Raw genomic sequence first — 22,644 nt, forward strand, 5'->3', positions numbered from 1 at the left:
AGCGGGTGGTTTAAAGCTGGCCGCTGCGCGGCCAGCAGACTAAAGTCTTGAAGCAAGAGGGCCGCGCCCCGGGGACCGGGGGCGCGGCCCTCGCCGTATGGTTTCCCCGGGCGGTTACTTTGGCGAGCCCGCCCGGGAAGGATGGAGGAGATGACCGTGCCCCTGGACACAGTGAATGACATACGGTCGATGGATGCCGCCGGGCGCTCGAGGTCCGAGATCGCCCGAATGCTCCACGTGAGCCGGAACACCGTGGCGAAGTACGCCGACATGGAGGACATGTCGCCCGCCGCGCCGATGCCCCAGAGGAGGGGCAGGCCCGCGCTCGAGGGCAACGAGGAATGGGTCGCGGGCGTTCTCGAGGCCGACCTCGGGGCCCCGAGGAAGCAGCGCCACACCGCCAGGCGGATCTACGACAGGCTCGTCGCCGAGCGCGGCTACGGCGGCTCGTACTCCACCGTGCAGAGGTTCGTCCGCGAGTTCAGGCTTGCCCGGGCGGCGGCGGGCGGAGAGGGGTACCTCGAGCTCGAGTGGGCGCCCGGCACCTGCCAGGTCGATTTCGGGAACTTCCGCGCCGCGGTCGGCGGGAGGACCCTCGACCTCAAGCTGCTGGTCGCGACGCTTCCGCACTCGAACGACCGGCAGTGCGTCGCCCTCATGTCGCAGAGGTCGGAGTGCCTGTGCGCCGGGCTGCTCGAGATCTTCCGCCGCTGGGGCCGCGCCCCGGCGGCGATGGTGCTCGACAACGCCACCGAGGCGGGCAGGATGGTGCGCGGGGAGGTCACGGAATCGAGGCTGTTCTCGCAGTTCAGGGCCCACTACCGCTTCGAGAGCCGGTACTGCAACCCCTATTCGGGAAACGAGAAGGGCTCCGTCGAGAACGCCGTGGGGTTCCTCCGGCGCAACCCCCTCGTCCCCGTGCCGGCGTTCGGCTGGAAGTCGGTGTTCCTCGGCTCCCAGCCGAGGTCGGGGCGGAGCTGTGGTCCTCGGTGTGGATCCAGTCGCGGACGTTGCGGCCGTCGCCGTAGAGCTTGGGGCGCACGCCGTCGATGAGGTTCGTGACCTGCCTGGGGATGAACTTCTCCACGTGCTGGTAGGGGCCGTAGTTGTTGGAGCAGTTGGAGATGGTGGCCGCAAGTCCGAAGGTGCGGGCCCAGGCGCGCACGAGCATGTCCGAGGCCGCCTTGGTGGAGCTGTAGGGCGAGCTCGGGCGGTACGGGGTCTCCTCGGTGAAGCGGGCTGGGTCGTCGAGCTCCAGGTCGCCGTAGACCTCGTCGGTGGAGACGTGGTGGTAGTGCACGCCGGGGTGCTCGCGCACCACGTGGTGGACGAAGTTGGAGCCGATGAAGCCGCAGCCGCCGGTGACGACGATGCGGCGGAGCATGAAAACGGAGCTAGACATGATTCACCCCTTCACCTGGCAAATCGGATTCACACCGCACCGCGAGTCCATACGCCCCAACGACCATTCGGTTCAAGCGCCAAAACAAAGCGTACGACGGGCGCAAAATCAAACCCCGAGCACACTTGAAATAGGAGTATCTCCTGCTCGCCAAAACCAACTCCTTCATTAGAACCCACAACCTCGGTGTTCTTGCCGAGAAGGTCAATAACGCATATAGCCCGCTACCGGCGTATTGCGATTGGATTGTCGATTTCTGCACGTTATACCAAAAGTGCGTTGAGGAGGGACACATTGAATACTTTCGGTATCCAGAATACGGCGGTGCGGAAGGCAGCTCCCTATTCAAAGGCATGAAGCTGGACATTCACTGGATTTCATACAACCTCGCGCTGATTACGCTCAAGCTATTACATCTTGCAGGAATAGAAAGATAATTGCGTCGAGGTCCGCTTTGAAGAACTCGAAGTCGGGCCACATCCCTCCGGAAGAACTTGTCCTTCATGTGGCCGAAGACCTGCTCCATGGCGCCGTCGTCGATGCAGTTACCCTTCCGGGGCATGCTCTGCTCAATTCTCAATGACCACGGCACTCAGGAAGCGGTGGTCATTCGGACCACATCTTAGTGAACATCAACAGTGACTACACCGTCAGCTATGAGCCTTTTGAGACGATATCTAACATCACCCCATCTATATCGGACTATCTCTGTGGTATCGATATAGATGTCAGAGTTCCAGATATAGTTCGATATAGATATTGAGCCCCACTACTGGGAGCTCAGGACGTAATGGGCGTCCGGACCGCGTTTTGCCGACTTAAGCTCTCCAGCCTTGATCAACTTCCGAATTTCATAGTAAGCAACATCGGGATTAACGTGAAGGAGCTCCGCCACATCCTGCTTGGTCACACGCCCCTGTTCCCGCGCCAGTCTTAAAATGAGTTCTGGATAGCGGATCGAATCGATGTCCGCCTGACGTACATACTCCTTAACTCTTCCCGTGCGCTTATATACTTTTGAGCTCATACGGTATTCCCTATGCGCCGCCGAGCCAACTGCCTCAACCAGACCAGACTCGACCAGCAGCTCTACCGTCTGGATGAGTTGAGCCTTTCGAACGTCAACATGCTCTGTCAGCACCTCAATCGTAGCTCGACGCAGGCGCTTGAGCGCATCGAGGACAAGCAGGGTCTGCAGGGGAAGCGGCGCAGATCTCTTCTCCGACTCTTCCGCAATGAGCTTGATGAATTCCTGGTCCGGCTTGCTGCGCGCAATAAACAGGCTGACGCCCGTCGAACCGGATTCGGAATAATCCGGGAGAGGCCTGCCCGAAAGCAGGGAGCCTTCATAGATTCGGTCGATCCCTCGCCCGGTTCGCTCTGCGAGGCCGATGCGCTTAAGGGCGTCCATGAGACTCGGATTTCTTCCATGGGGATCGGCAGTGAGAAGGTTATCGATCGATATGCCTTCGATAAAACCGCCCGGATTCGAAATGGTTAAACCCGTGTCGTCAATCAGAACGCGGACCCTACCCAACATCGAGTAATCCCTGTGCCCGAATGCGTTTACAAGCGCCTCGCGAATTGCGCGGCCGTTAAACGTTTCAATCGGATCGCTGAACAACCCCAAAGATACTTCGGTGACGGGATTCCACGGTATGATCGCCTCGGAGACCTGCTCGATAGTGCGGAGCAGGGGGCCTTTATAGGTAAGGTTTACCCTCACATTCGTGCCCTCCAGCACCTGAAGGGTCGCCTCGGAAGTGGGGACGGCCTTGGCAAGAACATCTTCGCGGCCGATCATCAACAGTCCCGTCAAAGTTGGAATTGTTTGGTCTCCAACGGTTGCGACAAACCCCAACGCCCTCTCAAGATCCTCATCGTCGAGCTCTAGAAGCGATTTATCGCTGTTATTGTATTTCCGCACAACATTACGAAGATTTTCCATCGCCAACGGATCAAAATCTTCACGCGTAGTATCCGGGACGGGCTGGGCGGAGTAATCCAAGCGACCAAGGTCGGAGAGGCGGGTCGATATCTCGTACGGATACATTGGTATGCTCTCAGGTTCGCCGTTGGCCTTGAGACGCCGGCGCAGGATACGCCCCTGGGCGGAAGCGATGACGCTCGTGGAACGCGGAACCTCTATTCGAGTAATGTACTTTTCGTCTTCCACAAGGACGACCGTTCGCACGGAGACAGAAGGCACTGTCTTGTTCGCAATCATGGCGCTCATCTGCAACGGGTCTCGATGTTGAGGCTGAGCACCGGTGAGCGTTCCGTCGTCCTCGACACCAATGTACAGCTCCCCTCCATCGGTGTTGGAGAGGGCAACCACCTCATCTACGATGACATTTTCGGAGATGGTCTTACGATCGCTCTTAAATTCTACGATTAAAGATTCGCGCTGCGGGACACTCATATCCAACTCCTTATATCTGAATCTGTATCAGATTATATCTGTAATCAGATATATATATCGATAGTATAGATATAGTTTGATATATCGCCTCACGACGGGGCATATTCCAGCAATTAATTCCAAATTCCTCGGGAACGGCTTTTTTTCGATATCGTGAGACTAGAATGCCCTTTCAAGGACCTAACATGCACGCAATATGAATGGAGACGGCATGACTTGTGATCGACTCATAGAGTTAGCAGTTCAAATCATAAGCGCGATAGCAACTGCCACAGCGGTCATAGTCGCACTCCGAGACTCTCATCGCGCAAGAAATGTACACGATGAAGATATGCGGCGGCGCTCAGGTGGAAGGCGTCTCGTGCTGGCTTGAGGATCTCGGGCCCGACGACCACCCATACGACAGCGCTTTCCTATACATGCGGACTGTCTTGTCAAACAAAAGTGAATCTCCGGTTTACAACGTCGTCATAACTTGTGTTGGAATCCAGGGAAGCGGCCCTAAACCTAACGGTGAACTCGCCGGCCCTGACTATGAATGTCGTTCTTACATATCCGTTCTTCCTCCGGGTTCCTGGTCCACTCTTTTGCCAACTCACGGGCGCGGAATGGGAATTGTTCTTGGCTCAGAGATTGCTTTTACCGACGCCCGTGGCACATCGTGGATCCGTAGGGCGAACGGCCACCTCGAAACAATAGACACCTCTCCGATTAATTTCTATGGGATAAGCCTTCCGATACCATGGGCGACATGCGATCTCGATATATCCGACACCCTGATACACGGTCGGAGATGGGTGTGAATGTTATAGGCATTGGCTCTCCAGGGGGCTGGATAATTGACAATCTTGAAGTGCCGCTGAGGATTAGGACGAATGGCATCGCAAATCGACACGGATGAAGAGGCCGCTCCATGCCTAACCAACCCACGAAATGAGACGCCCCCATGGACCCGCCATCATTTGGGTCCACGGGGGCATCGTCAAACCAATGGAAGCCTCAGGCGAGACAGGCCCTTTCGGAAGACGCCAGAGAGGCCCGCCGTATTGACGCGGGCGGTCCTACTGCCCCTGAGATTTGTACCTGGCCTCGGTGGCCTCCTTGGCGGAGCGCCGCCGGGCCTCGTTGGCGCGGTACCAGCGGATCGTCCCCGCGAGGCCCGCGGCGAAGTCGGTGTTCCTCGGCTCCCAGCCGAGCTCGCGGCGGAGCTTGGCCGCGTCGATGGCGTAGCGGCGGTCGTGGCCGGGGCGGTCGCGCACCCAGTCGAAGTCGTCCTCGGGGCGGCCGAAGGCCTTCACTTACTCCTCGAGCAGGTCCTCCAGCGCCTCGTCACCAGAGCCGATGTCAACATGGTCGTCATCGGCCGGGGCTTCCATCGCGCCGGCGGCCAGCGGGTCGAGCGACTCCTGGCCCTCGGCAACGGCCGGAACCTTGGCCTTCTTCTTGGCACTCGTCATACGAGCCACAGCGGTGACGCGGTCGCCATCTCCCACGCTCATCATCTTCACACCCTGGGTCGCGCGACCGGTCTGGCTGATCTCGTCGGTCTTGACTCGAATGACCGTCGCGCCTTCCGTCACGATGAACAGCTCGTGCTGCGGGCCCACCGCCTTCATGGCCGCGAGGTTACCCTTACGCTCGGTCATTTGGATGGTGTAGACGCCCTGGCCGCCGCGATTCTGCTCCGGGTAGTCCGCAACCGGCGTGCGTTTGCCGTAGCCGCGCTCGGTAATGACGAACAGATCGCCGTTGCCGTTAGTGACTTCCATGCCCAGAACGCTCACGCCGTCCTTCATACCGATACCGCGAACGCCGCTGGTGTCGCGGCCGGTGGCGCGCACCTGCTCCTCGGAGAACATAATCGCCTTGCCCGCAGTGGTGGCCAGGATGATCTTGTCACCCTCGCGCACGCGGCGCACGTTCAGCAGCGCGTCGTCGTCACGCAGGTTGATAGCGATCAGGCCGTCGCGGCGGCTGCGGTCATATGCGCTCATCACGGTCTTCTTGACCATGCCGCTCTTGGTGGCAAACATCAGGTACTCGTCGGCCGGGAACTCGCGGCAGCTGATGACGCTCGCGATCTTCTCGCCCTCCTCGAAGGGCAGCAGGTTGACGATCGCGGTGCCGCGGGCCTGGCGGGTGCCCACGGGCAGCTCATGCACCTTGAGGCGGTACACCTTGCCGCGCGTCGAGAAGAACAGCACGTATTCATGGGTGCTGGCGATGAACATCTCGTCGATGACGTCGTCTTCCTTGAGGCTCACGCCGGAGACGCCCTTGCCGCCGCGCTTCTGGGCGCGGTAGGCGGCCACCGGGATGCGCTTCACGTAGCCGGTGTGGGTGATGGTCACGACCATGTCCTCGTCGGCGATGAGGTCCTCGACGTCGAGGTCCTTCTCGGCGTGGGTGATCTCGGTGCGGCGCTTGTCGCCAAACTTGCGGGCGATCTCGCGCATCTCCTCCTTGATCACGCCGAGGATCTTCTCCTCGTGCGCAAGCAGATCCTCGTAGTAGGCGATGGCGCGGCGCAGGCCTTCGAGTTCTTCCTCGATCTTGTCGCGCTCCAGGCCGGTGAGGCGGCGGAGCTTCATCTCAAGGATGGCCGTGGTCTGCTCGGGCGTAAACCCAAAGCGCTCGATCAGGCGGCTGCTGGCCTCGGAGTCGGTCTGCGAGGAGCGGATGATGCTAATGACCTCGTCGATATGGTCAAGGGCCATCAGGTAGCCCTCGAGGATATGCGCGCGGGCCTGGGCCTTCTTAAGGTCGAAGCGGGTGCGGCGGGTGACGACGTCGACCTGGTGGTCGATGTAGTGCTGCAGCATCTCGCGCAGGCTCAGGCATTTGGGCACGCCGTTGACAAGCGCCAGGTTGTTGGCGCCGAAGGTCGTCTGCAGCGAGGTGTACTTATACAGGTTGTTGAGCACGACCTGCGGAATGACGCCCTTCTTGAGCTCGATGACCAGACGGATGCCCTTCTGGTTGGACTCATCGCGCATGTCTGAGATGCCCTCGATGCGCTTGTCGTTAACGAGCTGGGCGATCTTCTCCTGCAGGGTGCCCTTGTTGACCATGTAGGGAATCTCGGTAAAGACCAGGCGGCTGCGGCCGGTCTTGGTGGACTCCACATGTGCCTTGGCACGCACGGTAATGGAGCCGCGGCCGGTCTCGTAGCTCTGCTTAATGCCAGCGCTGCCCATGATGATGGCGCCGGTGGGGAAGTCCGGACCGGGCATGATCTGCATGAGTTCGTCGACGGTGGCGTCGGGGTTGTCGATCAGGTAGCAGGTGGCCTCGATCGCCTCGGTGAGGTTATGCGGGGCGATGTTGGTGGCCATGCCGACGGCGATGCCCTGGCTGCCGTTGACCAGCAGGTTGGGGAAGCGCGCAGGCAGCGCCTGGGGCTCGGCGAGCGATTCGTCGTAGTTGGGCTGCCAGTCGACGGTATCCTTCTGCAGGTCGCGCAGAAGCTCCATGGCGGGCTTTGCCAGGCGGCTCTCGGTGTAACGCATGGCCGCCGCGCCGTCGCCATCGATGTTGCCGAAGTTGCCGTGGCCGTCGATGAGCGGCGTGCGCATGGAGAACCACTGCGCCAGGCGAACCATGGCCTCGTAGACCGCGGAATCGCCGTGCGGGTGGTACTTACCGATAACTTCGCCGACCGTCCACGCCGACTTCTTGTGCGGGCGGTTGGGGTAGATGCCGCTCTCGTTCATCGCGTACAGGATGCGGCGGTGCACCGGCTTTAAGCCGTCGCGCACGTCCGGCAGGGCGCGCGCCGTGATGACCGACATCGAATACTCGATAAACGACTGCTTCATCTCGCGACCGAACTCCGAAATCTGGAGCTGGCCGCCGTTGATATCCTCGCCGGCCGAGGCGCCACGGTCGACTTCGCCAAAGCTCTCCTCGAGCTCGGCGTCGTCGTCCTCTTCCTCCTCATCATCGGCATCGGGGTTATAGGCGTCCGGATCGCCGTCCTCGCCCTGCTCAGCACGGGCAAGCAGGCGCTTCAGATCGTCGGGCATACCGGCATCGCCGGCCTCGCCCATACCCTCGTTATTGTTGATATCGTCTGCCACGTTACCTCCTCTTAAGCGTCAAGGAATCGTGCATCATGTGCATGTTTTTCAATGTACTCGCGGCGATAGCCGACCTCGGAACCCATCAGCTCGCGCACGGCGCGGTCTGCCACCACGGCGTCCTCGATCGACACGCGCTGCAGAATACGGGTCTTGGGGTCCATCGTCGTCGAGGCAAGCTGCTTGGGGTCCATCTCGCCCAGGCCCTTGTAGCGCTGGACGGTATAGCCTTTGCGTTTCTTGGTGATCTTGCCATCCTTGGCCTTGCCGTCCTCGTCGTTGTCGTCGGGGTTCAGGCCCAGACTCTGGATGGTGTCGCGTAGGATCTCGTCTTCGGGCTGGCGGCCGTTGGGATACACGTAGTGGATCTTGTTGCGCACCTTAATGCCAAAGATGGGCGGGCAGGCAACATAGACGTAGCCGGCATCGATCAGCGGACGCATGTACTTGTAGAAGAATGTCAGCAGCAGGATGCGGATATGCGCACCGTCGACGTCTGCATCGGTCATGATGATGATCTTGTGGTAACGCGCCTTAGCAATATCGAAGTCGCCGCCGTCGCCGGCACTCGTCGTAACGCCGCAGCCGATCGCGGTAATCAGCGACTGGATGGTGTCACTCGAGAACGCGCGGTGGTCGCCAACGCGTTCGACGTTCAAAATCTTGCCGCGCAGGGGCAGAATCGCCTGGATGTCTCGGCGACGGCCGTCCTTGGCCGAGCCGCCTGCCGAGTCGCCCTCTACGATAAAGAGCTCGGTCAGCTCGGCATCGCGCACCGAGCAGTCAGCGAGCTTACCGGGCAGGGACGCCGTCTCGAGTAGGCTCTTGCGACGCGTCGCCTCGCGCGCCTTGCGGGCGGCATTGCGGGCCTTGCAGGCCTGCTGGGCCTTCTTGACGATCTCGCGGGCAGGCTTAGGGTGCTCCTCGAGGTAATCGGCGAGGCCGTCGGTCACGATCTTGAGCGTCAGCGCGCGCATATAGGAGCTGCCGAGCTTGGCCTTGGTCTGGCCCTCAAACTGCGGGTCGGGCAGCTTGACCGAGATAACGGCCGAAAGGCCCTCGCGCACATCGTCGCCGGTCAGGTTGGCGTCCTTTTCCTTGAGCAGATTCTGCTTGCGCGCGTAATCGTTGATTACGCGGGTAAGCGCGGTGCGGAAGCCCTCAAGGTGCATGCCGCCCTCGGGGGTGTAGATATCGTTGGCAAACGACATGACGTTCTCGCCGTAGCCGCTATTCCACTGCAGGGAAACCTCGACCTCGCCCATCTTGGCCACAGGCGCGTCCGGGTCCGATTTGCCCTCGATGTAGATGGGCTCCTTAAAGGCCTCGGGGACGTCCTTGCCCTCGTTGAGGAACTCGACGAAGTCGATGATGCCGCCCTCGTAGCAAAACTCCTCCACGTGGGGAGTCGCCTCGCGCTCGTCGGTCAGCACGATCTTGAGGTTCTTATTGAGGAACGCCGTCTCCTGCAGACGGTTGTGCAGCGTATCGAAATCGTAGATGCAGGTCTCGAAGATCTCGTCGTCGGGCCAGAAGGTGACGGTGGTGCCCGTCGAATCCGAGGTGCCCACGACCTCCATCTTCTTGACAGTCTTGCCGCGCGAGAACTCCATCTCGTAGGTGTTGCCATCGCGGCGAACCTGAACGACCACGCGCTTGGACAGTGCGTTGACGACGGAGATGCCCACGCCGTGCAGGCCGCCCGAGACCTTATAGGCCGAGTTATCGAACTTACCGCCGGCGTGCAGGATCGTCATGACGACCTCGAGCGTCGGAATCTTTTTAACAGGGTGCTCGTCGACGGGGATGCCGCGCCCGTTGTCGACGACCGTGATGGAGTTGTCGGCGTGGACCGTCACCTGGATCTCGGTGCAGAAACCGGCCATGGCCTCGTCGACGGAGTTGTCAACGATCTCCCACACCAGGTGATGCAGACCGCTGGCACTCGTCGAACCGATATACATGCCCGGGCGCTTACGAACGGCCTCGAGACCTTCGAGAATCTTAATCTCGCCGCCATCGTAATCGTTTTCGTTTGCCACACGTCCTCCTTCAGTCAAGAAAATGTGTACAGCCTTACTAGTTTATCGTAAAAAAATACCCTCGGGAACGAGGGTATTTGGCTCTACAAGGCCACCAGATGCGATTTAAGGCTCTTTTTTGCTTTGCACGCCCTTGGCCCACTCGGCACTGGCTCTCATGGCGTTCTCGAGGGCCTCGCGCAGTTTTTGGTCTTCGATGGGCGCCACTTGGCGCTTGATCTCGGTGCGCTCGCCCTCACTTAGGTCGGCGTGCGGGGCCGGCGGGCGCTCGGTCGTCGCCGGGCGCAGGCGCTCCTTGGCGGCGGGCGGCGTGTGACCGGGTGCGGTGGTTTTGAACACCAGGCCGTCCACATGCGCACCGGCGCGTTCCATGCGCGCGCGGATGATCTCGCGCAACAGCGTCATTTCCTGCGTCCACGAGGGCGAGTCGAGATACACCAGCAGCTCATTGGACTCGGGCAGGTAGCGCAGCCCCGTCACATGCCGCCCCTCGCGCGTGCCCGAGCACACCGCGTTCCACGCGCGATAGACCGCGCGCGACTCCTCGGCAGCCTCCATCTGCGCACGGCGCTTAGGCGTCGCCGACGCCAGGATGCGCTGGCGCTCTGCGTTCAAAAAGCCACTGAAGGCGACCGTCTCGCTCTCGCGCTCGTAATTAGCACGTCTCACCCATGCTCACCACCTTGGCTCGATCAAGCAGGTCATCGGTAAAGTACCCCAGGTTGGTCGTGGTTATAACCGTCTGGATATCATCGCCGATCAGACGCAGGAAAGCACCGCGGCGCTCGCCGTCGAGCTCGCTCATCACGTCGTCCAAAAGCAGCAGTGGGGCGGTGCCCAGGACATCGCGAGCCACGGCCACCTCGGCCACCTTCCAGGACAGCACCAGCGTTCGCTGCTGTCCTTGGCTGGCAAATGAACGGGCGGAGCGACCCGCCACGGTAAACTCGATCTCGTCGCGATGCGGTCCCACCAGCGTCACGCCGCGGCGAATTTCCTCGTCGGCGTGCTCATCAAGGGCAGCCAGCATGCGCTCGTACGCCCAGCCCTTCAGCTCTTCGCGATCCTCGACCTGGGGCAAATCCCCCAGCGTGGACGCATAGGTCACGTTGGCGGCCTCGCCGGACGCCACTTGCCCGTAGGCAGTGTGCACATGGCCCGCCAGCCGGTCGAGCAGGGCCAACCGGTGCACGAGCAGAGCCGAGCCCGCGCGGGCAATCGAATCGTTCCACGCGCCGAGCATCTCGCGGCAGCACCAGGTTTCCTTGAGCAAGGCGTTACGTTGGGTCACGCAGCGCCCATAGGTGCTCGCAAGATCGGCATAGCGTGCGCTCAGCTGCATGCCAAAGTCATCGAGGGCGGCGCGGCGCACACTGGCGCCCCGCTTAACCATGTCCAGATGGTCGGGGCAAAACAGCACGCTCGGCAGAACCCCGCGCACATCGGCGGCAGAGCATCTCTTGCCGTTTCGGCTAAACGAGCGCTTACCGTCCTCCGCGCTCAATCCCATATCAAGCACGCGGCCGTCGCCCTCGAGTCTCAGCTCGACCTTGCACGAGCCCACGCCGTCATGGACGAGCTCGGCTGCGGTCGGATGCCTAAACGAGGCGCCGCTCGTCAGCAGCTGCAGTGCCTCTATGAGATTGGTCTTTCCCGCCGCGTTGGGTCCCGCAAGTATCGTCACGCCTTCGTCCAGGGCAAGGCGATAGCTATCGAAACTGCGGTAGTGCGCGACGGAAAGATCGCGGGCGAATATGGTCATGGCGCAGCGCTAGATGCGGACCGGCATGACTAGGTACAGGTAGTTGATCTTGTCGTAGGACTTGAAGATGCCCGCCTGCGAGTAGCTCTTGAGCTCCAGTGTGATCTCCTTCTCCTTGGACAGGGCATTGAGGCAGCCGAAGATGTAGTGGTAGTTGAAGGCGATAGTACCCGACTCGCCCTCGGCCTCGACATCGATCGTCTCCTGCGCAAGGTCCTGGTCATTGGAAATGGAGGACAAGCCCATCTGCCCGTTCTCGACATCGATCTCGAACTTGACGGCGGGGTTGGCGCTCGCGATAACGGCCACGCGCTTGAGGGCGGCGTTAAAGGCGGCGACGTCGATCTTGACGCTCGTCACGCACGAATCGGGGATGAGCTGCTTGTAGTTGGGGTACACGCCCTCGATGCGGCGCGACACGTAGGTGGTGTTGCCGGCCTCGAAGACGACCTGGGTGTCGGTAGCCCCGATCATGATGGTCGCCTGGCTGGCCATGATGTTCAGTGCGTCGTTAAAGGCGTCCGCCGGAACGTTGAGCTCAAAGGAGCCCTCGAGGGTCGAGGTCTCGACCTGCGTATCGCACACGGCCAAGCGGAAGGAATCGGTCGCCACCAGGCGCACGGTGTTGTTCTCGACCTTCATGTGCACGCCGCCCAGGATGGGGCGGGCTTTGTCGGTCGAGGTGACGCGCCACACGCGGCCGACCATCTCGGACAAGATATCGGTCGGCAGCTCCACGGCACTCTCGATGGCATAGGCCGGAAACTCGGGGAAGTCATTGGCATCGAGCGTGTTCAGGCGGAAAGAGCTCTTCTCGCAACCAATCAGCACCTGGCGCTCGGACAGCTCAAAGGTGACCGGGGCATCGGGGAGAGTCTTGGTGATATTGGAGAGCATCTTACAGGGGATAACCATCTCGCCCTCTTCTTCGACATGCGCCGCGATGCGATGACGGATCGAGATGGTGTAGTTAGAGGTCTGGAATTCCAAGATGCCGTCTTGCGCCTTAACGAGCACGCCCGACAGGATGGGAAGGGTGGATGCCGAAGCGACACCCTTCATAACGACGCCGATGGCTTGTGTAAGCGAGCTCTGACTGACGGTGAACTTCATCTTTTAATACCTTTCTATAGATATAAATATCTTAATAATAGTAATAGCACTGACGAAACTGTTGATTACTCCCAAAGACGCAGGTCAGACCCAAAAAGAGAATCGACAGCAACCTGTGTGCAACGGGGGTGGTTTTCCACGTTCAAAACCTGCGCAAAACTTTTCATCACCGCGGGTTGGGTTTTAGACACCTTATGCCCGTGGTTTCGACAAGTTTTCAACAGGTGTCTCTATTTCCCTACGAGCGCAGTGTAATTTTATCGCGCAGCGACTTGAGGTCTTCGGTGACGGTGCGGTCTTCCTGGATCATCTTCTGGACCTTTTTGTAGCTTGTGCTGACGGTCGAGTGGTTGCGGTTGCCAAATTCGGCGCCCACTGCCGTGGTTGTCATCTCGCACATCTCGATTGCCAGATAGATGGCAATGTGGCGTGCTTTGGCGATGTTGGCGTTGCGCCGCGGGCCGATGAGTTCCTCGTGCGTCACGCCGTACTGCTCTTCGATGACGGACTGAACCGTTTGCACGTTGATCTTTTTGGCCGATGTGTCGAAGTACTGGCTGGCGATGGCGTCGATATCATCAAAGGTGAGCTCCCCGCCCTCGCGCTCGCGGTCGCCCGCCTCGCCGGCGCAGCGCTCGCAGAAGCTCTCGAGTTCGCGGATGTTGGTGCCCGAGACCTCGGCCATGTGTTTAAAGTGCTCATCGGTCAGGTGTCCGCCGTCGCCCCCATAGGCCGCCAGCAGCGAGTCGTCGCCTGCCTCGGGAGCGGCGACGATGGTGTTCTCGTAATAGCGCTGCAAGATCTTGTATTTCATCTCGTAGCTGGGCTCTGCGACCAGGCAGAGCATGCCGGCGTTGAAGCGGCTGGTCAGACGCTCGTCCATGCTCAGGTCCTTGGGGGCGCGGTCTGCCGCGATGACGACCTTCTTGTTGTTGCGGATGAACTCGTCCATGAGCTGGAAAAAGTAGTCCACGCTCGCGCGCTTGCCGATGATGTTTTGGATGTCATCGATGATGAGCACGTCCACGCCGTGGTACGCCTGCATGATGGGGGCGTTGCTCTTCTTTTGGCGGTCGAACTCGGTCATCAGGTCGTCCAGATATGCCTGGGAGTTGGCATACTTGACCTTGATCTCGGGCGACTTCTCGGCGAGCTCGTTTTTGATGGCAAGCAGCAGGTGCGTCTTGCCCAGGCCCGATTTGCCGTAGATGAACAGCGATGTGCACGTGCCGCGCTCGTCCGCGAGGGCGGCAAACTTGAGTGCCGAGCGATAGGCGTGGCTGTTCTCGGGGCCGTAGACAAAGTTCTCAAAGGTAAATTTTGAGTTCGCGGCGAGTGGGGCTCCATCCGTATTCTGCTCGGCCGGCACGGTCGGTGCTGGCATGGGTGAAGCGGGGGTCGCAGCTTGCGTGGATTTAGTCGGCGCTCCGCCCTTCATCTGGTTCATCATGCGACGAAAATCATCGGCCGAGAGCGTGTTCTTGATTGCAATGCCCGAATCCGCGCCCGCCGCTGCGTCGTGGGCGATGGGCATGTGCGTGACGGGTGCGTTCGTTGACGTCGCCGCCGCGGCCGGCAACGGTGCCATGGTTTCACGGGAAACATCGCCGTGCTGGTGCTCGATTGTCGGCGCGTCGCCTGCGGAGGCCGGCGCCGCCGGGGAAGTAGCGGGAGCCGTGGCGGGCGCCGTCGCGGCAGCGGATTCTGTCGCGGCGCCTTGCGGTGCCACGATGTCGAGTGCAATCGGTGCAAAGGCGATTTCTTCCAGATAGGCCTCAATAGTCGACTGATGTTTTTTGAGCTGCGCGATGGCAAAGCGCGAGGGCGCCTCGATCGTGAGCGTATCTTCGGTCAGGCTTATGGCGCGCGATTGCCCCAGCATGTTGATGAGGCGTGCATCTTGGCCGTCGCGCTGGCAAAAGGCGATGGCATCCCCCAGGATGATGCTTGCTTCCTCGTCCACTGTCTCTCCCGTTCTTTAGCCCTGAGCTCGCACGCGGGCGGCGCCGAGTTCGGTCAGATGGTATTTCTGGCCATGCTTGATGACCAAGCCGGCCTGCGCCAAGTCATTGAGCGTGCGTGACCAAGTGGGGGCCGAGTTTCCAAACGCCCTCGCCAGATCGGTTGCACCGCACGCTTGATTTTGCGCCAGATAGCCCAGCGCGGCGTTGCCGCGATCGCTTACGAACACGTCCGGTTGTGGCTGCGCATACTGATTTGCTGCATTAGGATACATCATTTGAGCTGCTGGTTGTTGAGAACTCTGCACCGTCGGCATTTGCTGTTGAAAACTTTGGGGCCACTGTTGGTAAGGCTGCGGAGGCATCTGCTGGGCCCAGGGGTTGTACTGCTGCTGCGGCATCTGCTGGTACGGCTGCTGATATCCCTGCTGGTACTGCTGCGGGAACTGCTGGCTATACCCCAGTGGCGGCATCTGCTGCGTTGCCATGGGCTGCTGCGCAAAAGCTCCCGGCAGGGGATATGTGGGCTGCTCCGTCTCGGGCCGCACGGCAGCACCGCGTCCGCCGGCACGCTCGATTTCCTGCACGCGCTTGGGGTCCAGACTTACCGTAACCACGGTGCCGCTGCCCATGTTGTCCTCGATGGACACGGCGCCGCCGGCATTTTCCAGGTATTCCTGCACCATGGGAAACCCAGCCCCAGTCCCGCGAATGTATCGCTTCATGTTGCTGTTTGCGCTGGTCACGCCAAAGTCGAAAGCGCGTTCCTTGTCGTCGATACCGGGTCCTTGATCAGCAAAGCGGATGGTGTCTCCGCCGTCCAGAATCGAGATGATGGGCTCGGCAAAGTGCGCGTGGATAAAGTTTTCGACAATCTCGCGGATGACCATGAGCGAGATATGGCCACCTTGTTCTTTCATGCACTGGTAGACGGTGTTGGTTGTCTCTTCCAAGTACGTGCGGACATCTTGCGGATCTATGACGATGACGCGCGGCGTCGACAGCATGTCGTCATAGACCGCTATGCGTGCGGCGTACATGGCTTTTGGCGCCTGCGTGGTCGTCTGCTCGCCTTCGTCGCGCTCTTCGCGCACGCCGGTGATGTGCTCGTTGTCGGGTGCCGGGTCTCCGGAATCGACCATGGTGTAAAAGTCGTCAGACATGCCGCTCGCAATCTTTCAATAGGTTTCGAACAAATAGTAGCTCACCGTGCAATGTTTCTCATCTTTCGACAACTTTTCAAAACCTGTTGAAAACTTTGGAAAACGGACGAAAAGTTCTCAACATTGCCAACATGACCTGTTGAAAACTCGATGAAATATCGTGAAAAGTTGCCACGCACCGCTAAATCGAGCTCGGCTTATGGGGGAACCGTGTGAACTGCGCAACCTTTTACCTTTGATTTCTTGACATTTGAACATTGATTTCCCTACAATCTTCAAGCTCACGTGTCTATATCTGCGTCCGCGCCCCCGCGGACACTCGAAATGCAGCAGGAGGAACTTAAGATGAAGCGTACGTATCAGCCTAATAAGCGTAAGCGTGCCAAGACCCATGGCTTCCGTGCCCGTATGGCCACCAAGGGCGGTCGTGCCGTGCTCGCCCGTCGCCGCGCCAAGGGCCGCAAGCGTCTCACTGTCTAGCAGCGATACACACATCTCGCATGAAGACTATTAAGTCTCGGCAAGATTTCGAGCATGTGTTCAGTCAGGGGCGTCGTTTCAATCACCCTCTGATTCGAATGACCATATGTGAATCGGTTGGCGAAGGCGACTCCGGAAGGGTCGCCTTCGTTGGTGCTAAACGGCTCGGTTGCGCAGTCGTGCGCAACCGTTCTAAGCGTGTGATGCGCGAGGCCGCCCACAGCTGCGGATTTCCCGTTGCGGGTTATGACATCATCTTGTTCGCAACTCCCAAGACGGGGGATTCCTCGCCGCAGGAGATGGACAAGGCATTGCGTTCGCTTATGAAACGCGCCGGCGTTGCCGGGGAGGAGCGATGAGCAATCACGTTTTGCGACGTGTTGCCATCGCTCCTATTCGCATATATCAACAGGTTATTTCGCCCTTATTGCCTGACGCCTGCATTTATTACCCAACGTGCTCGCAATACGCCATCCAGGCGATTGAGAAGTACGGTGTTTTGAGAGGCTGCTGGCTTGCCGTGAGGCGCATCGCTCGCTGCAATCCCCTGCACGTCGGCGGTTATGACCCTGTGCCTTAGCGGGCACTCGCTATCGGAGGAAAACTTACATGTGGGATTGGATCGTTAACATCCTTTTCGAGCTGCTCAAGCTCATCCAGACCTTTGCGGTCGACTGGGGCCTGTCCATCATCATCCTGGTGGTCATCATCCGTCTGCTGCTGACGCCGCTTATGCTCAAGTCGACCAAGTCGACGGCTCGCATGCAAGTGCTTCAGCCCAAGATGCTCGAGATACAGGAGCGCTATGCCGACGATCCCCAGCGTCAGGCCGAGGAGATGCAGAAGTTCTACAGCGAGAACAAGTTCAACCCCATGGCTGGTTGTCTGCCGCTGTTGATCCAGATGCCTGTCCTGTTCGCCCTATTTACGCTGCTGCGTAACCTGCCGGACTACTTTAACGACGGCACGTTCTCGTTCTTTAATATTCTGCCCGACTTGACCACCACGCCGAGCGCCTCTTTTGCCGATGGTTTTATGGTCGCACTGCCTGCGTTGATCTGCCTGATCCTCTTTGCCGTCCTGACCTTGATTCCGCAGCTCTATATGTCGCGCAATCAGACCGGCCAGCAGGCGCAGAGCATGCGTATGATGGCCGTTGTCATGACGGTCATGATGCTTTGGATGGGCTGGAGCCTGCCCGTCGGCGTTCTGCTGTACTACGATGTGTCTTCTGCCTGGCAGGTTATCCAGCAGATCTTCGTGACGCAGAAGGTTATTGACAAGGCTAAGGCCGATGAGGAGGAGCGTCTTAAGAACGCTCCGCTGCAGGTCGAGGTCACTCGTCGCGAGAAGAAGCCGCGCCCGCACAAGAAGAAGTAGTGGGACAGTAATCTTATTTAGGTACCTAACTTTTGGAGTACGTTATGTCTGAAGAGATCATCGAGGATATGCTTGAGGAGGTTGCCCCGCAGGTCGCGGGCGATTATCCCGAGATTGCACAGCGCTACAAGGCTGGTGAAGAGCTGACAGACGAGGAGCTCGACACCATTGCCGATGTCGCGATTTCCATCCTGCGTTCCATCCTTTCGCACTTCGATGCCGCCAACTCTCCTATCGATGAGTATGAGGGCGACGAGGGTGAGCTGATTTTGGATGTAACGGCTCCGGATCTTGCTGTTCTCATTGGGCGTCACGGACGTACCCTCGATGCCCTTCAGGTTATGTTCTCGCTGCTGGTGAGCCGCAAGCTTGGCTTTAGGTATCCGGTCGTCGTGGACGTCGAGGGTTATAAGAGCCGCCGACAGGACAAGGTTGCTTCCATGGCGCAGTCCGCTGCCGAGCGCGCCATTCGCACTCATAAGAGTGTTTCCTTGCCGCCCATGAATGCCTATGAGCGTCGACTGGTTCACATTGCCCTTCGCGGCAACGATGCCGTTGACACTCATTCCGAGGGCTCTGATCCCGATCGCCATGTTGTGATTGTTGCTCGATAATCTACTCGAGCTTATGCTTAGGGGACGTGGTTTCCACGTCCCCTTTTTTTGTCAAAAGTTCTCGATACACTGATTTTTGTCAGAAAGGAGCTTTCGTTGTTAGTACTTACTGATCAGCAAGCTGACGAGATGTTGAGTCGTCTAACTTCCTATTGCAATGAGTATTCCTTGAGCGTAACTGATGTTGAGCTGAGGAAATGTATTCAGCATTTGGATTTAGTTCTGGAAACAAATAAGACAACGAATCTTACCCGCATCCTTAACGTAGAAGATGCTGCGATACTTCATATCCTCGACTCACTAGTTTTGCTCCCCTATATCAATAAGGCTCCTGAGGGGGTTTTGCTCGATATGGGAACAGGTGCTGGCTTCCCTGGTATTCCTTTAACCATAACCACGCATCGTAAAGCTACATATATTGACTCTGTTGGCAAGAAGGTTGATGCCGTTAATTCTTTTGTTCATGCTCTTGGATTGAAACATGCTCATGCGGTTCATTATCGTCTTGAAGAATATGCTCGAAGCCATAAGAAGCAGTTCTCTGTCGTAACCGCACGCGCACTGGCCCCTCTACCGATTCTTGTTGAGTATGCGGCTCCGTATCTCAAGGATAGAGGGTTATTTGTTATCACCAAGGGCAATCCTTCGGATGAGGAGCTTGCTTCCGGCATGTCAGCAGCTAAGATCTGCGGTTTCACTTTGCTTCTGAATGACGCAATCGATTTGCCTGATGGCTTGGGCCACAGGGAGTTTATTGTTCTTAAAAAGAGTCATCCGGCATCCGTTTCATTGCCCCGTGCAAATGGCATGGCAAAGAAGAATCCGCTTGCCTAGATGTTTCACGTGAAACATAATGGATATTAACAACTTGCAGTGTTTCACGTGAAACATGGCAGTTGATATCGATTCGGAATGTTTCACGTGAAACATCCTCCGTTTGACAGCTTTAATACACACCAGGAGGGACCGTGGGATTTCGCGACGTTAAGCGCTCTAAGAGCGCAAAAGACACGCGTATCATTGCAATCATCAATCAAAAAGGCGGCGTTGGTAAGTCGACGACGGCTGTAAACCTTGCGGCAGCATTGGGTGAGCAGGGTCGTAAGACACTGATTGTTGATTTTGATCCGCAGGGAAATAGCACCAGTGGATTTGGAATTGAAAAAGAAGACCTAGATCACTGCATCTACGATGCATTGTTGAATGATGTGCCGGCAGAATCGCTTGTTCTTGATACAAATTGCAAAAAGGTATTCGTAATTCCTGCTACAATTCAGCTTGCAGGCGCCGAAATTGAGCTCGTAAGCGCAATTGCTCGTGAAACCCGCCTCAAAGATTTGCTTGAGCCGATTCAGGATGAGTTCGATTTCATTTTTATTGATTGTCCTCCATCGCTCGGCCTGCTTACTATTAACGCCTTGACTGCAGCAGATAGCGTATTGATTCCGATCCAGTGCGAGTATTACGCACTCGAGGGTGTTACGAAGCTGCTTGAGTCAATGAAGATGGTTAAATCACGTCTGAACAAGGGCTTAGACACCTATGGCGTGCTTATGACTATGTATGACTCGCGTACTTCTCTGTCGAATCAGGTTGTTGAGGAAGTTCAATCGTACTTTGGTGATAAGGCGTTTAAGACACTGATTCCCCGTACGGTTAAAATCTCCGAAGCTCCGTCTTTTGGAGAGCCGGTAATTACCTATGCGCCACAAAATAAGGGTGCAAAAGCATATATGAACCTTGCAAAAGAGGTGATCAAGCGTGCCTAGTGCAAAGAAACGTGGCGGATTGGGACGTGGACTCAATGCTTTGGTCTCAGAGGCCGAATATGAGACCGGTGGTTCGGCTGCATCTGCTTCAAATGCTGCATCTGAAACAAAACTACCTATTGAGGATATCGTTCCCAACCCAAATCAGCCACGAATTCACTTTAACGAAACTGAACTTCGCGAGTTGAGCGAGTCAATCCAAGAACATGGTGTTTTGCAGCCGCTTTTGGTTCGCAAGCATGGAAACGGCTATGAGATCATCGCTGGTGAGCGGCGTTACCAGGCGTCAAAGCTTGCTGGTCTTGAGGAGCTGCCTGTCATCATTAAAGAAGTTAATGATGAAGAGATGCTGGCTCTTGCACTTATCGAAAACCTTCAGCGTTCTGATCTGAATCCCGTCGAAGAGGCTAAGGGGTATCGCCAGCTCATTGATGCCAGCGGTATGACCCAGGAGGCATTGTCAAAGGCGGTAAGCAAGTCACGCTCCGCAATTACAAACTCACTGCGTCTTCTCGATCTCCCCGAAGTTGTTCAGCAGATGATTTTTGAGGGCAAACTTACAGCTGGTCATGCACGTGCTATTCTTGCAGTACCCTATGAGGATGCTCGAATTCGACTTGCTGAGAAGGTTGTTGCAGAGGGCCTTTCCGTTAGAGCGACAGAAAATCTTGCTCCGTTGTTTTCTGCCGGAGAGACACCTAAGACGCCACGGCCTGCAACGCCTCAGTCTTTTAAAAAGGCTGCCCGCGTACTTCGTCAGGTATTTAATACCAATGTACGTGTGAAGAGCTCACGTGGAAAGAATAAGATTGAGATTGAGTTTAAAGACGAGGAAGACCTCTCTCGTATTCTTGGTGAAATGATTCAGTTTGATCAAGGAGACCGAGATGAGGAATAAGATTTTAACTGCGATTGCATTGGCGACGACTGTCGCGGCTGGTGCCTTTGCTGGCTATAAGATTGCAACAGACGATGAGCTCCGAGGTCGTTTGCTTCGTGGTGCGCAAGATATTGTTGATACGTCCAAGAAGAAAATGGATGTTATGACTGAAGATGTTGCCATGCGTACTGCTCAGGTAACGAAGAATCCCAAGATTAATCAAGGTTGGGTTAGCAACCAATGGGAAAATGTAGGCTATTAGGTACCTAACAATTACCCAGCATTTTTTGATGGGTAATTGTCTGATTCACACGACAAGGACCCCATATTTTGGCTGTTCTTAATGGGATCAGTAGCAGCTGATTCATAATCGAGGTCAATAAATGAAACAGCCCCGGTTGCATATCCTGCAACCGGGGCTGCTCGATGTTTCACATGAAACGTTTTGGGGTGTGACTCCCCTATGCGTTCTTTTGAACTTTGAAGCGCTGCTTCAGCTGTCCGCAGGCGGCATCAATATCATTGCCGCGAGAATTACGGATTGTGGTCTCGATGCCACGAGACTCAAGGCGGCGCTGAAGATCCTCAACCTTATGAATCGGCGACGGCTTGAGCGGGCTGCCCTCGATGTCGTTAAGCTGAATCAGGTTAACGTGGCACAGCGTTCCCTCGCAGAAGTCGCAGAGCGCCTGCATCTCGGGATTCGTATCGTTGACGCCTTCAATCATGGCATACTCATAGGTCGGGCGGCGGCCAGTCTTCTCGGTGTAGAGCTGAAGCGCCTCGTGAAGGCGAAGCAGCGTGTACTTCTTAACACCGGGCATGAGTTTATTGCGCGTCGACTGGATGGCGGAGTGCAGGGAAACGGCAAGCGTGAACTGCTCGGGGATATCGGCAAATTTGCGAATACCAGGAATAACGCCGCTGGTAGAGACGGTGAGGTGACGGGCGCCGATACCGATGCCATCGGGGTCGTTGAGGATACGCAGTGCCTTGAGAACCTCATCGTAGTTGGCAAACGGCTCGCCCTGGCCCATGAAGACAACGCTCGTGGCACGCTCGCCAAAGTCGTTGGATACATGAAGTACCTGGTCGACGATCTCTTGAGCGGTCAGAGAGCGCTTGAGGCCGTTGAGGCCAGTAGCGCAAAAGGCGCAGCCCATGCCACAGCCTGCCTGGGTGGAAACGCAGACGGAAAGCTTATTACGACGGGGCATGCCGACGGTCTCGACGGAAATGCCGTCGTGATACTCGAGCAGATACTTGCGAGAGCCATCTTTGGAAACCTGCTTGGTGAGTTCAGTCGGCGTGTCAAAGGCGAAAGCGCCTTTAAGCTGCTCGCGGAAAGCCTTAGGAAGGTTGGTCATATCGTCAAACGAACAAACGTTCTTCTCAAAGACCCATTCGATGAGCTGCTTTGCGCGGAAGGCGGGCTGGCCAAGTTCGGCCACGAGCTCGCGAATATCGTTTTGGCTCAAGTCGCGAATGTCCTGAGATTTAGTCCTGGGATTCATGGAAGCCTTTCGATTTTGGGGAAACGTAGAGTGTATCGCTACAATATGGTATCAGCTGCAGAA

Annotated in this window: 19 protein-coding genes and 2 pseudogenes; 10 read left to right on the plus strand and 11 right to left on the minus strand. The window is 57.5% G+C overall.

Annotation, left to right across the window (positions count from 1 at the left end; all coding sequences use genetic code 11):
* Positions 1–228 precede the first annotated feature (228 nt).
* The gene (gene istA / locus DW029_RS11885; protein WP_370220269.1) at positions 229–1,053 is read left to right on the plus strand and encodes an IS21 family transposase; all 825 of its coding nucleotides are present in this window, start codon (positions 229–231) and stop codon (positions 1,051–1,053) included.
* Here the strand turns inward: istA and DW029_RS08460 are convergent.
* The 10 genes and pseudogenes from DW029_RS08460 to DW029_RS08510 all read right to left on the minus strand — a co-directional run.
* A pseudogene (locus DW029_RS08460) lies at positions 947–1,402 on the minus strand (GDP-mannose 4,6-dehydratase); the annotation flags it as partial. The gene istA and the pseudogene DW029_RS08460 overlap by 107 nt on opposite strands.
* 769 nt (positions 1,403–2,171) lie before the next feature.
* A complete protein-coding gene (locus DW029_RS08470) occupies positions 2,172–3,824 on the minus strand; it encodes an RNA-binding domain-containing protein (protein WP_117734808.1) in 1,653 nt (550 codons plus the stop codon).
* Positions 3,825–4,885: 1,061 nt separating this feature from the next.
* Positions 4,886–5,110 (minus strand): annotated as a pseudogene (locus DW029_RS08475) (dTDP-glucose 4,6-dehydratase); the annotation flags it as partial.
* A 12-nt stretch (positions 5,111–5,122) separates the two neighbouring features.
* Entirely contained in the window at positions 5,123–7,873 is a 2,751-nt protein-coding gene (gyrA, locus tag DW029_RS08480; protein WP_199406615.1) for a DNA gyrase subunit A, read from the minus strand.
* Positions 7,874–7,914: 41 nt separating this feature from the next.
* Positions 7,915–9,945 carry a DNA topoisomerase (ATP-hydrolyzing) subunit B gene (gene gyrB, locus DW029_RS08485; protein WP_117734810.1) on the minus strand — a complete coding sequence of 677 codons (2,031 nt, stop codon included), beginning with the start codon at positions 9,943–9,945 and terminating at the stop codon, positions 7,915–7,917.
* A gap of 105 nt (positions 9,946–10,050) precedes the next feature.
* The gene (locus DW029_RS08490) at positions 10,051–10,614 is read right to left on the minus strand and encodes a DciA family protein (RefSeq protein WP_118098355.1); all 564 of its coding nucleotides are present in this window, start codon (positions 10,612–10,614) and stop codon (positions 10,051–10,053) included.
* Positions 10,601–11,707 carry a DNA replication/repair protein RecF gene (locus DW029_RS08495; protein ID WP_118345788.1) on the minus strand — a complete coding sequence of 369 codons (1,107 nt, stop codon included), beginning with the start codon at positions 11,705–11,707 and terminating at the stop codon, positions 10,601–10,603. The genes DW029_RS08490 and DW029_RS08495 overlap by 14 nt, the downstream gene beginning before the upstream one ends.
* A 9-nt stretch (positions 11,708–11,716) precedes the next feature.
* Positions 11,717–12,820 carry a DNA polymerase III subunit beta gene (gene dnaN, locus DW029_RS08500; protein ID WP_022094338.1) on the minus strand — a complete coding sequence of 368 codons (1,104 nt, stop codon included), beginning with the start codon at positions 12,818–12,820 and terminating at the stop codon, positions 11,717–11,719.
* Between the two features lie 238 nt (positions 12,821–13,058).
* Positions 13,059–14,783 (minus strand): DnaA ATPase domain-containing protein, encoded by a 1,725-nt coding sequence (locus DW029_RS08505; protein WP_117734814.1) that lies wholly within the window; start codon positions 14,781–14,783, stop codon positions 13,059–13,061.
* Between the two features lie 15 nt (positions 14,784–14,798).
* Positions 14,799–15,944: an ATP-binding protein gene (locus DW029_RS08510; protein ID WP_117743370.1), complete on the minus strand. Its 1,146-nt coding sequence runs from the start codon at positions 15,942–15,944 to the stop codon at positions 14,799–14,801.
* Positions 15,945–16,289: 345 nt separating this feature from the next.
* Here DW029_RS08510 and rpmH point away from each other — a divergent pair, with 345 nt between their 5' ends.
* The 9 genes from rpmH (at position 16,290) to DW029_RS08555 (ending at position 21,329) form a co-directional block, all read left to right on the plus strand.
* Complete coding sequence (gene rpmH / locus DW029_RS08515; RefSeq protein ID WP_019127408.1) at positions 16,290–16,424, plus strand: 50S ribosomal protein L34; 135 nt, start codon at positions 16,290–16,292, stop codon at positions 16,422–16,424.
* 20 nt (positions 16,425–16,444) lie between these two features.
* Entirely contained in the window at positions 16,445–16,783 is a 339-nt protein-coding gene (gene rnpA / locus DW029_RS08520; RefSeq protein WP_118345789.1) for a ribonuclease P protein component, read from the plus strand.
* A complete protein-coding gene (yidD, locus tag DW029_RS08525; protein ID WP_117584026.1) occupies positions 16,780–17,004 on the plus strand; it encodes a membrane protein insertion efficiency factor YidD in 225 nt (74 codons plus the stop codon). Before rnpA ends, yidD begins: the two co-directional genes overlap by 4 nt.
* A gap of 29 nt (positions 17,005–17,033) precedes the next feature.
* Positions 17,034–17,804, plus strand: a complete 771-nt coding sequence (locus DW029_RS08530; protein ID WP_117734818.1) for a YidC/Oxa1 family membrane protein insertase — start codon at positions 17,034–17,036, stop codon at positions 17,802–17,804.
* Positions 17,805–17,848: 44 nt separating this feature from the next.
* Positions 17,849–18,418: a R3H domain-containing nucleic acid-binding protein gene (locus DW029_RS08535; RefSeq protein WP_022093802.1), complete on the plus strand. Its 570-nt coding sequence runs from the start codon at positions 17,849–17,851 to the stop codon at positions 18,416–18,418.
* Positions 18,419–18,514: 96 nt separating this feature from the next.
* On the plus strand, positions 18,515–19,252 hold the full coding sequence (gene rsmG, locus DW029_RS08540) for a 16S rRNA (guanine(527)-N(7))-methyltransferase RsmG (RefSeq protein ID WP_233543844.1): 738 nt from the start codon (positions 18,515–18,517) through the stop codon (positions 19,250–19,252).
* Positions 19,253–19,386: 134 nt separating this feature from the next.
* Complete coding sequence (locus tag DW029_RS08545; RefSeq protein WP_022093800.1) at positions 19,387–20,187, plus strand: ParA family protein; 801 nt, start codon at positions 19,387–19,389, stop codon at positions 20,185–20,187.
* A complete protein-coding gene (locus DW029_RS08550) occupies positions 20,180–21,085 on the plus strand; it encodes a ParB/RepB/Spo0J family partition protein (RefSeq protein WP_199582623.1) in 906 nt (301 codons plus the stop codon). The genes DW029_RS08545 and DW029_RS08550 overlap by 8 nt, the downstream gene beginning before the upstream one ends.
* Positions 21,075–21,329 (plus strand): hypothetical protein, encoded by a 255-nt coding sequence (locus tag DW029_RS08555; protein WP_022093798.1) that lies wholly within the window; start codon positions 21,075–21,077, stop codon positions 21,327–21,329. Before DW029_RS08550 ends, DW029_RS08555 begins: the two co-directional genes overlap by 11 nt.
* 199 nt (positions 21,330–21,528) lie before the next feature.
* Here DW029_RS08555 and rlmN read toward each other — a convergent pair whose 3' ends face one another.
* Positions 21,529–22,581: a 23S rRNA (adenine(2503)-C(2))-methyltransferase RlmN gene (gene rlmN, locus DW029_RS08560; RefSeq protein ID WP_117734822.1), complete on the minus strand. Its 1,053-nt coding sequence runs from the start codon at positions 22,579–22,581 to the stop codon at positions 21,529–21,531.
* Positions 22,582–22,644: the final 63 nt, after the last annotated feature.

It is taken from the genome of Collinsella sp. AF38-3AC, from assembly GCF_003474365.1.
Classification (GTDB): domain Bacteria; phylum Actinomycetota; class Coriobacteriia; order Coriobacteriales; family Coriobacteriaceae; genus Collinsella.

Excerpts from the sequence above, each read along its gene's own strand:
- DW029_RS08530 (WP_117734818.1), top strand. The coding sequence starts at position 17,034 with ATGTGGGATTGGATCGTTAACATCCTTTTCGAGCTGCTCAAGCTCATC.
- DW029_RS08470 (WP_117734808.1), bottom strand. The coding sequence starts at position 3,824 with ATGAGTGTCCCGCAGCGCGAATCTTTAATCGTAGAATTTAAGAGCGAT.
- rpmH (WP_019127408.1), top strand. The coding sequence starts at position 16,290 with ATGAAGCGTACGTATCAGCCTAATAAGCGTAAGCGTGCCAAGACCCAT.
- istA (WP_370220269.1), top strand. The coding sequence starts at position 229 with ATGCTCCACGTGAGCCGGAACACCGTGGCGAAGTACGCCGACATGGAG.
- DW029_RS08535 (WP_022093802.1), top strand. The coding sequence starts at position 17,849 with ATGTCTGAAGAGATCATCGAGGATATGCTTGAGGAGGTTGCCCCGCAG.
- gyrA (WP_199406615.1), bottom strand. The coding sequence starts at position 7,873 with ATGGGCGAGGCCGGCGATGCCGGTATGCCCGACGATCTGAAGCGCCTG.
- DW029_RS08495 (WP_118345788.1), bottom strand. The coding sequence starts at position 11,707 with ATGACCATATTCGCCCGCGATCTTTCCGTCGCGCACTACCGCAGTTTC.
- DW029_RS08510 (WP_117743370.1), bottom strand. The coding sequence starts at position 15,944 with ATGTCTGACGACTTTTACACCATGGTCGATTCCGGAGACCCGGCACCC.
- dnaN (WP_022094338.1), bottom strand. The coding sequence starts at position 12,820 with ATGAAGTTCACCGTCAGTCAGAGCTCGCTTACACAAGCCATCGGCGTC.
- yidD (WP_117584026.1), top strand. The coding sequence starts at position 16,780 with ATGAGCAATCACGTTTTGCGACGTGTTGCCATCGCTCCTATTCGCATA.
- rnpA (WP_118345789.1), top strand. The coding sequence starts at position 16,445 with ATGAAGACTATTAAGTCTCGGCAAGATTTCGAGCATGTGTTCAGTCAG.
- DW029_RS08555 (WP_022093798.1), top strand. The coding sequence starts at position 21,075 with ATGAGGAATAAGATTTTAACTGCGATTGCATTGGCGACGACTGTCGCG.
- rlmN (WP_117734822.1), bottom strand. The coding sequence starts at position 22,581 with ATGAATCCCAGGACTAAATCTCAGGACATTCGCGACTTGAGCCAAAAC.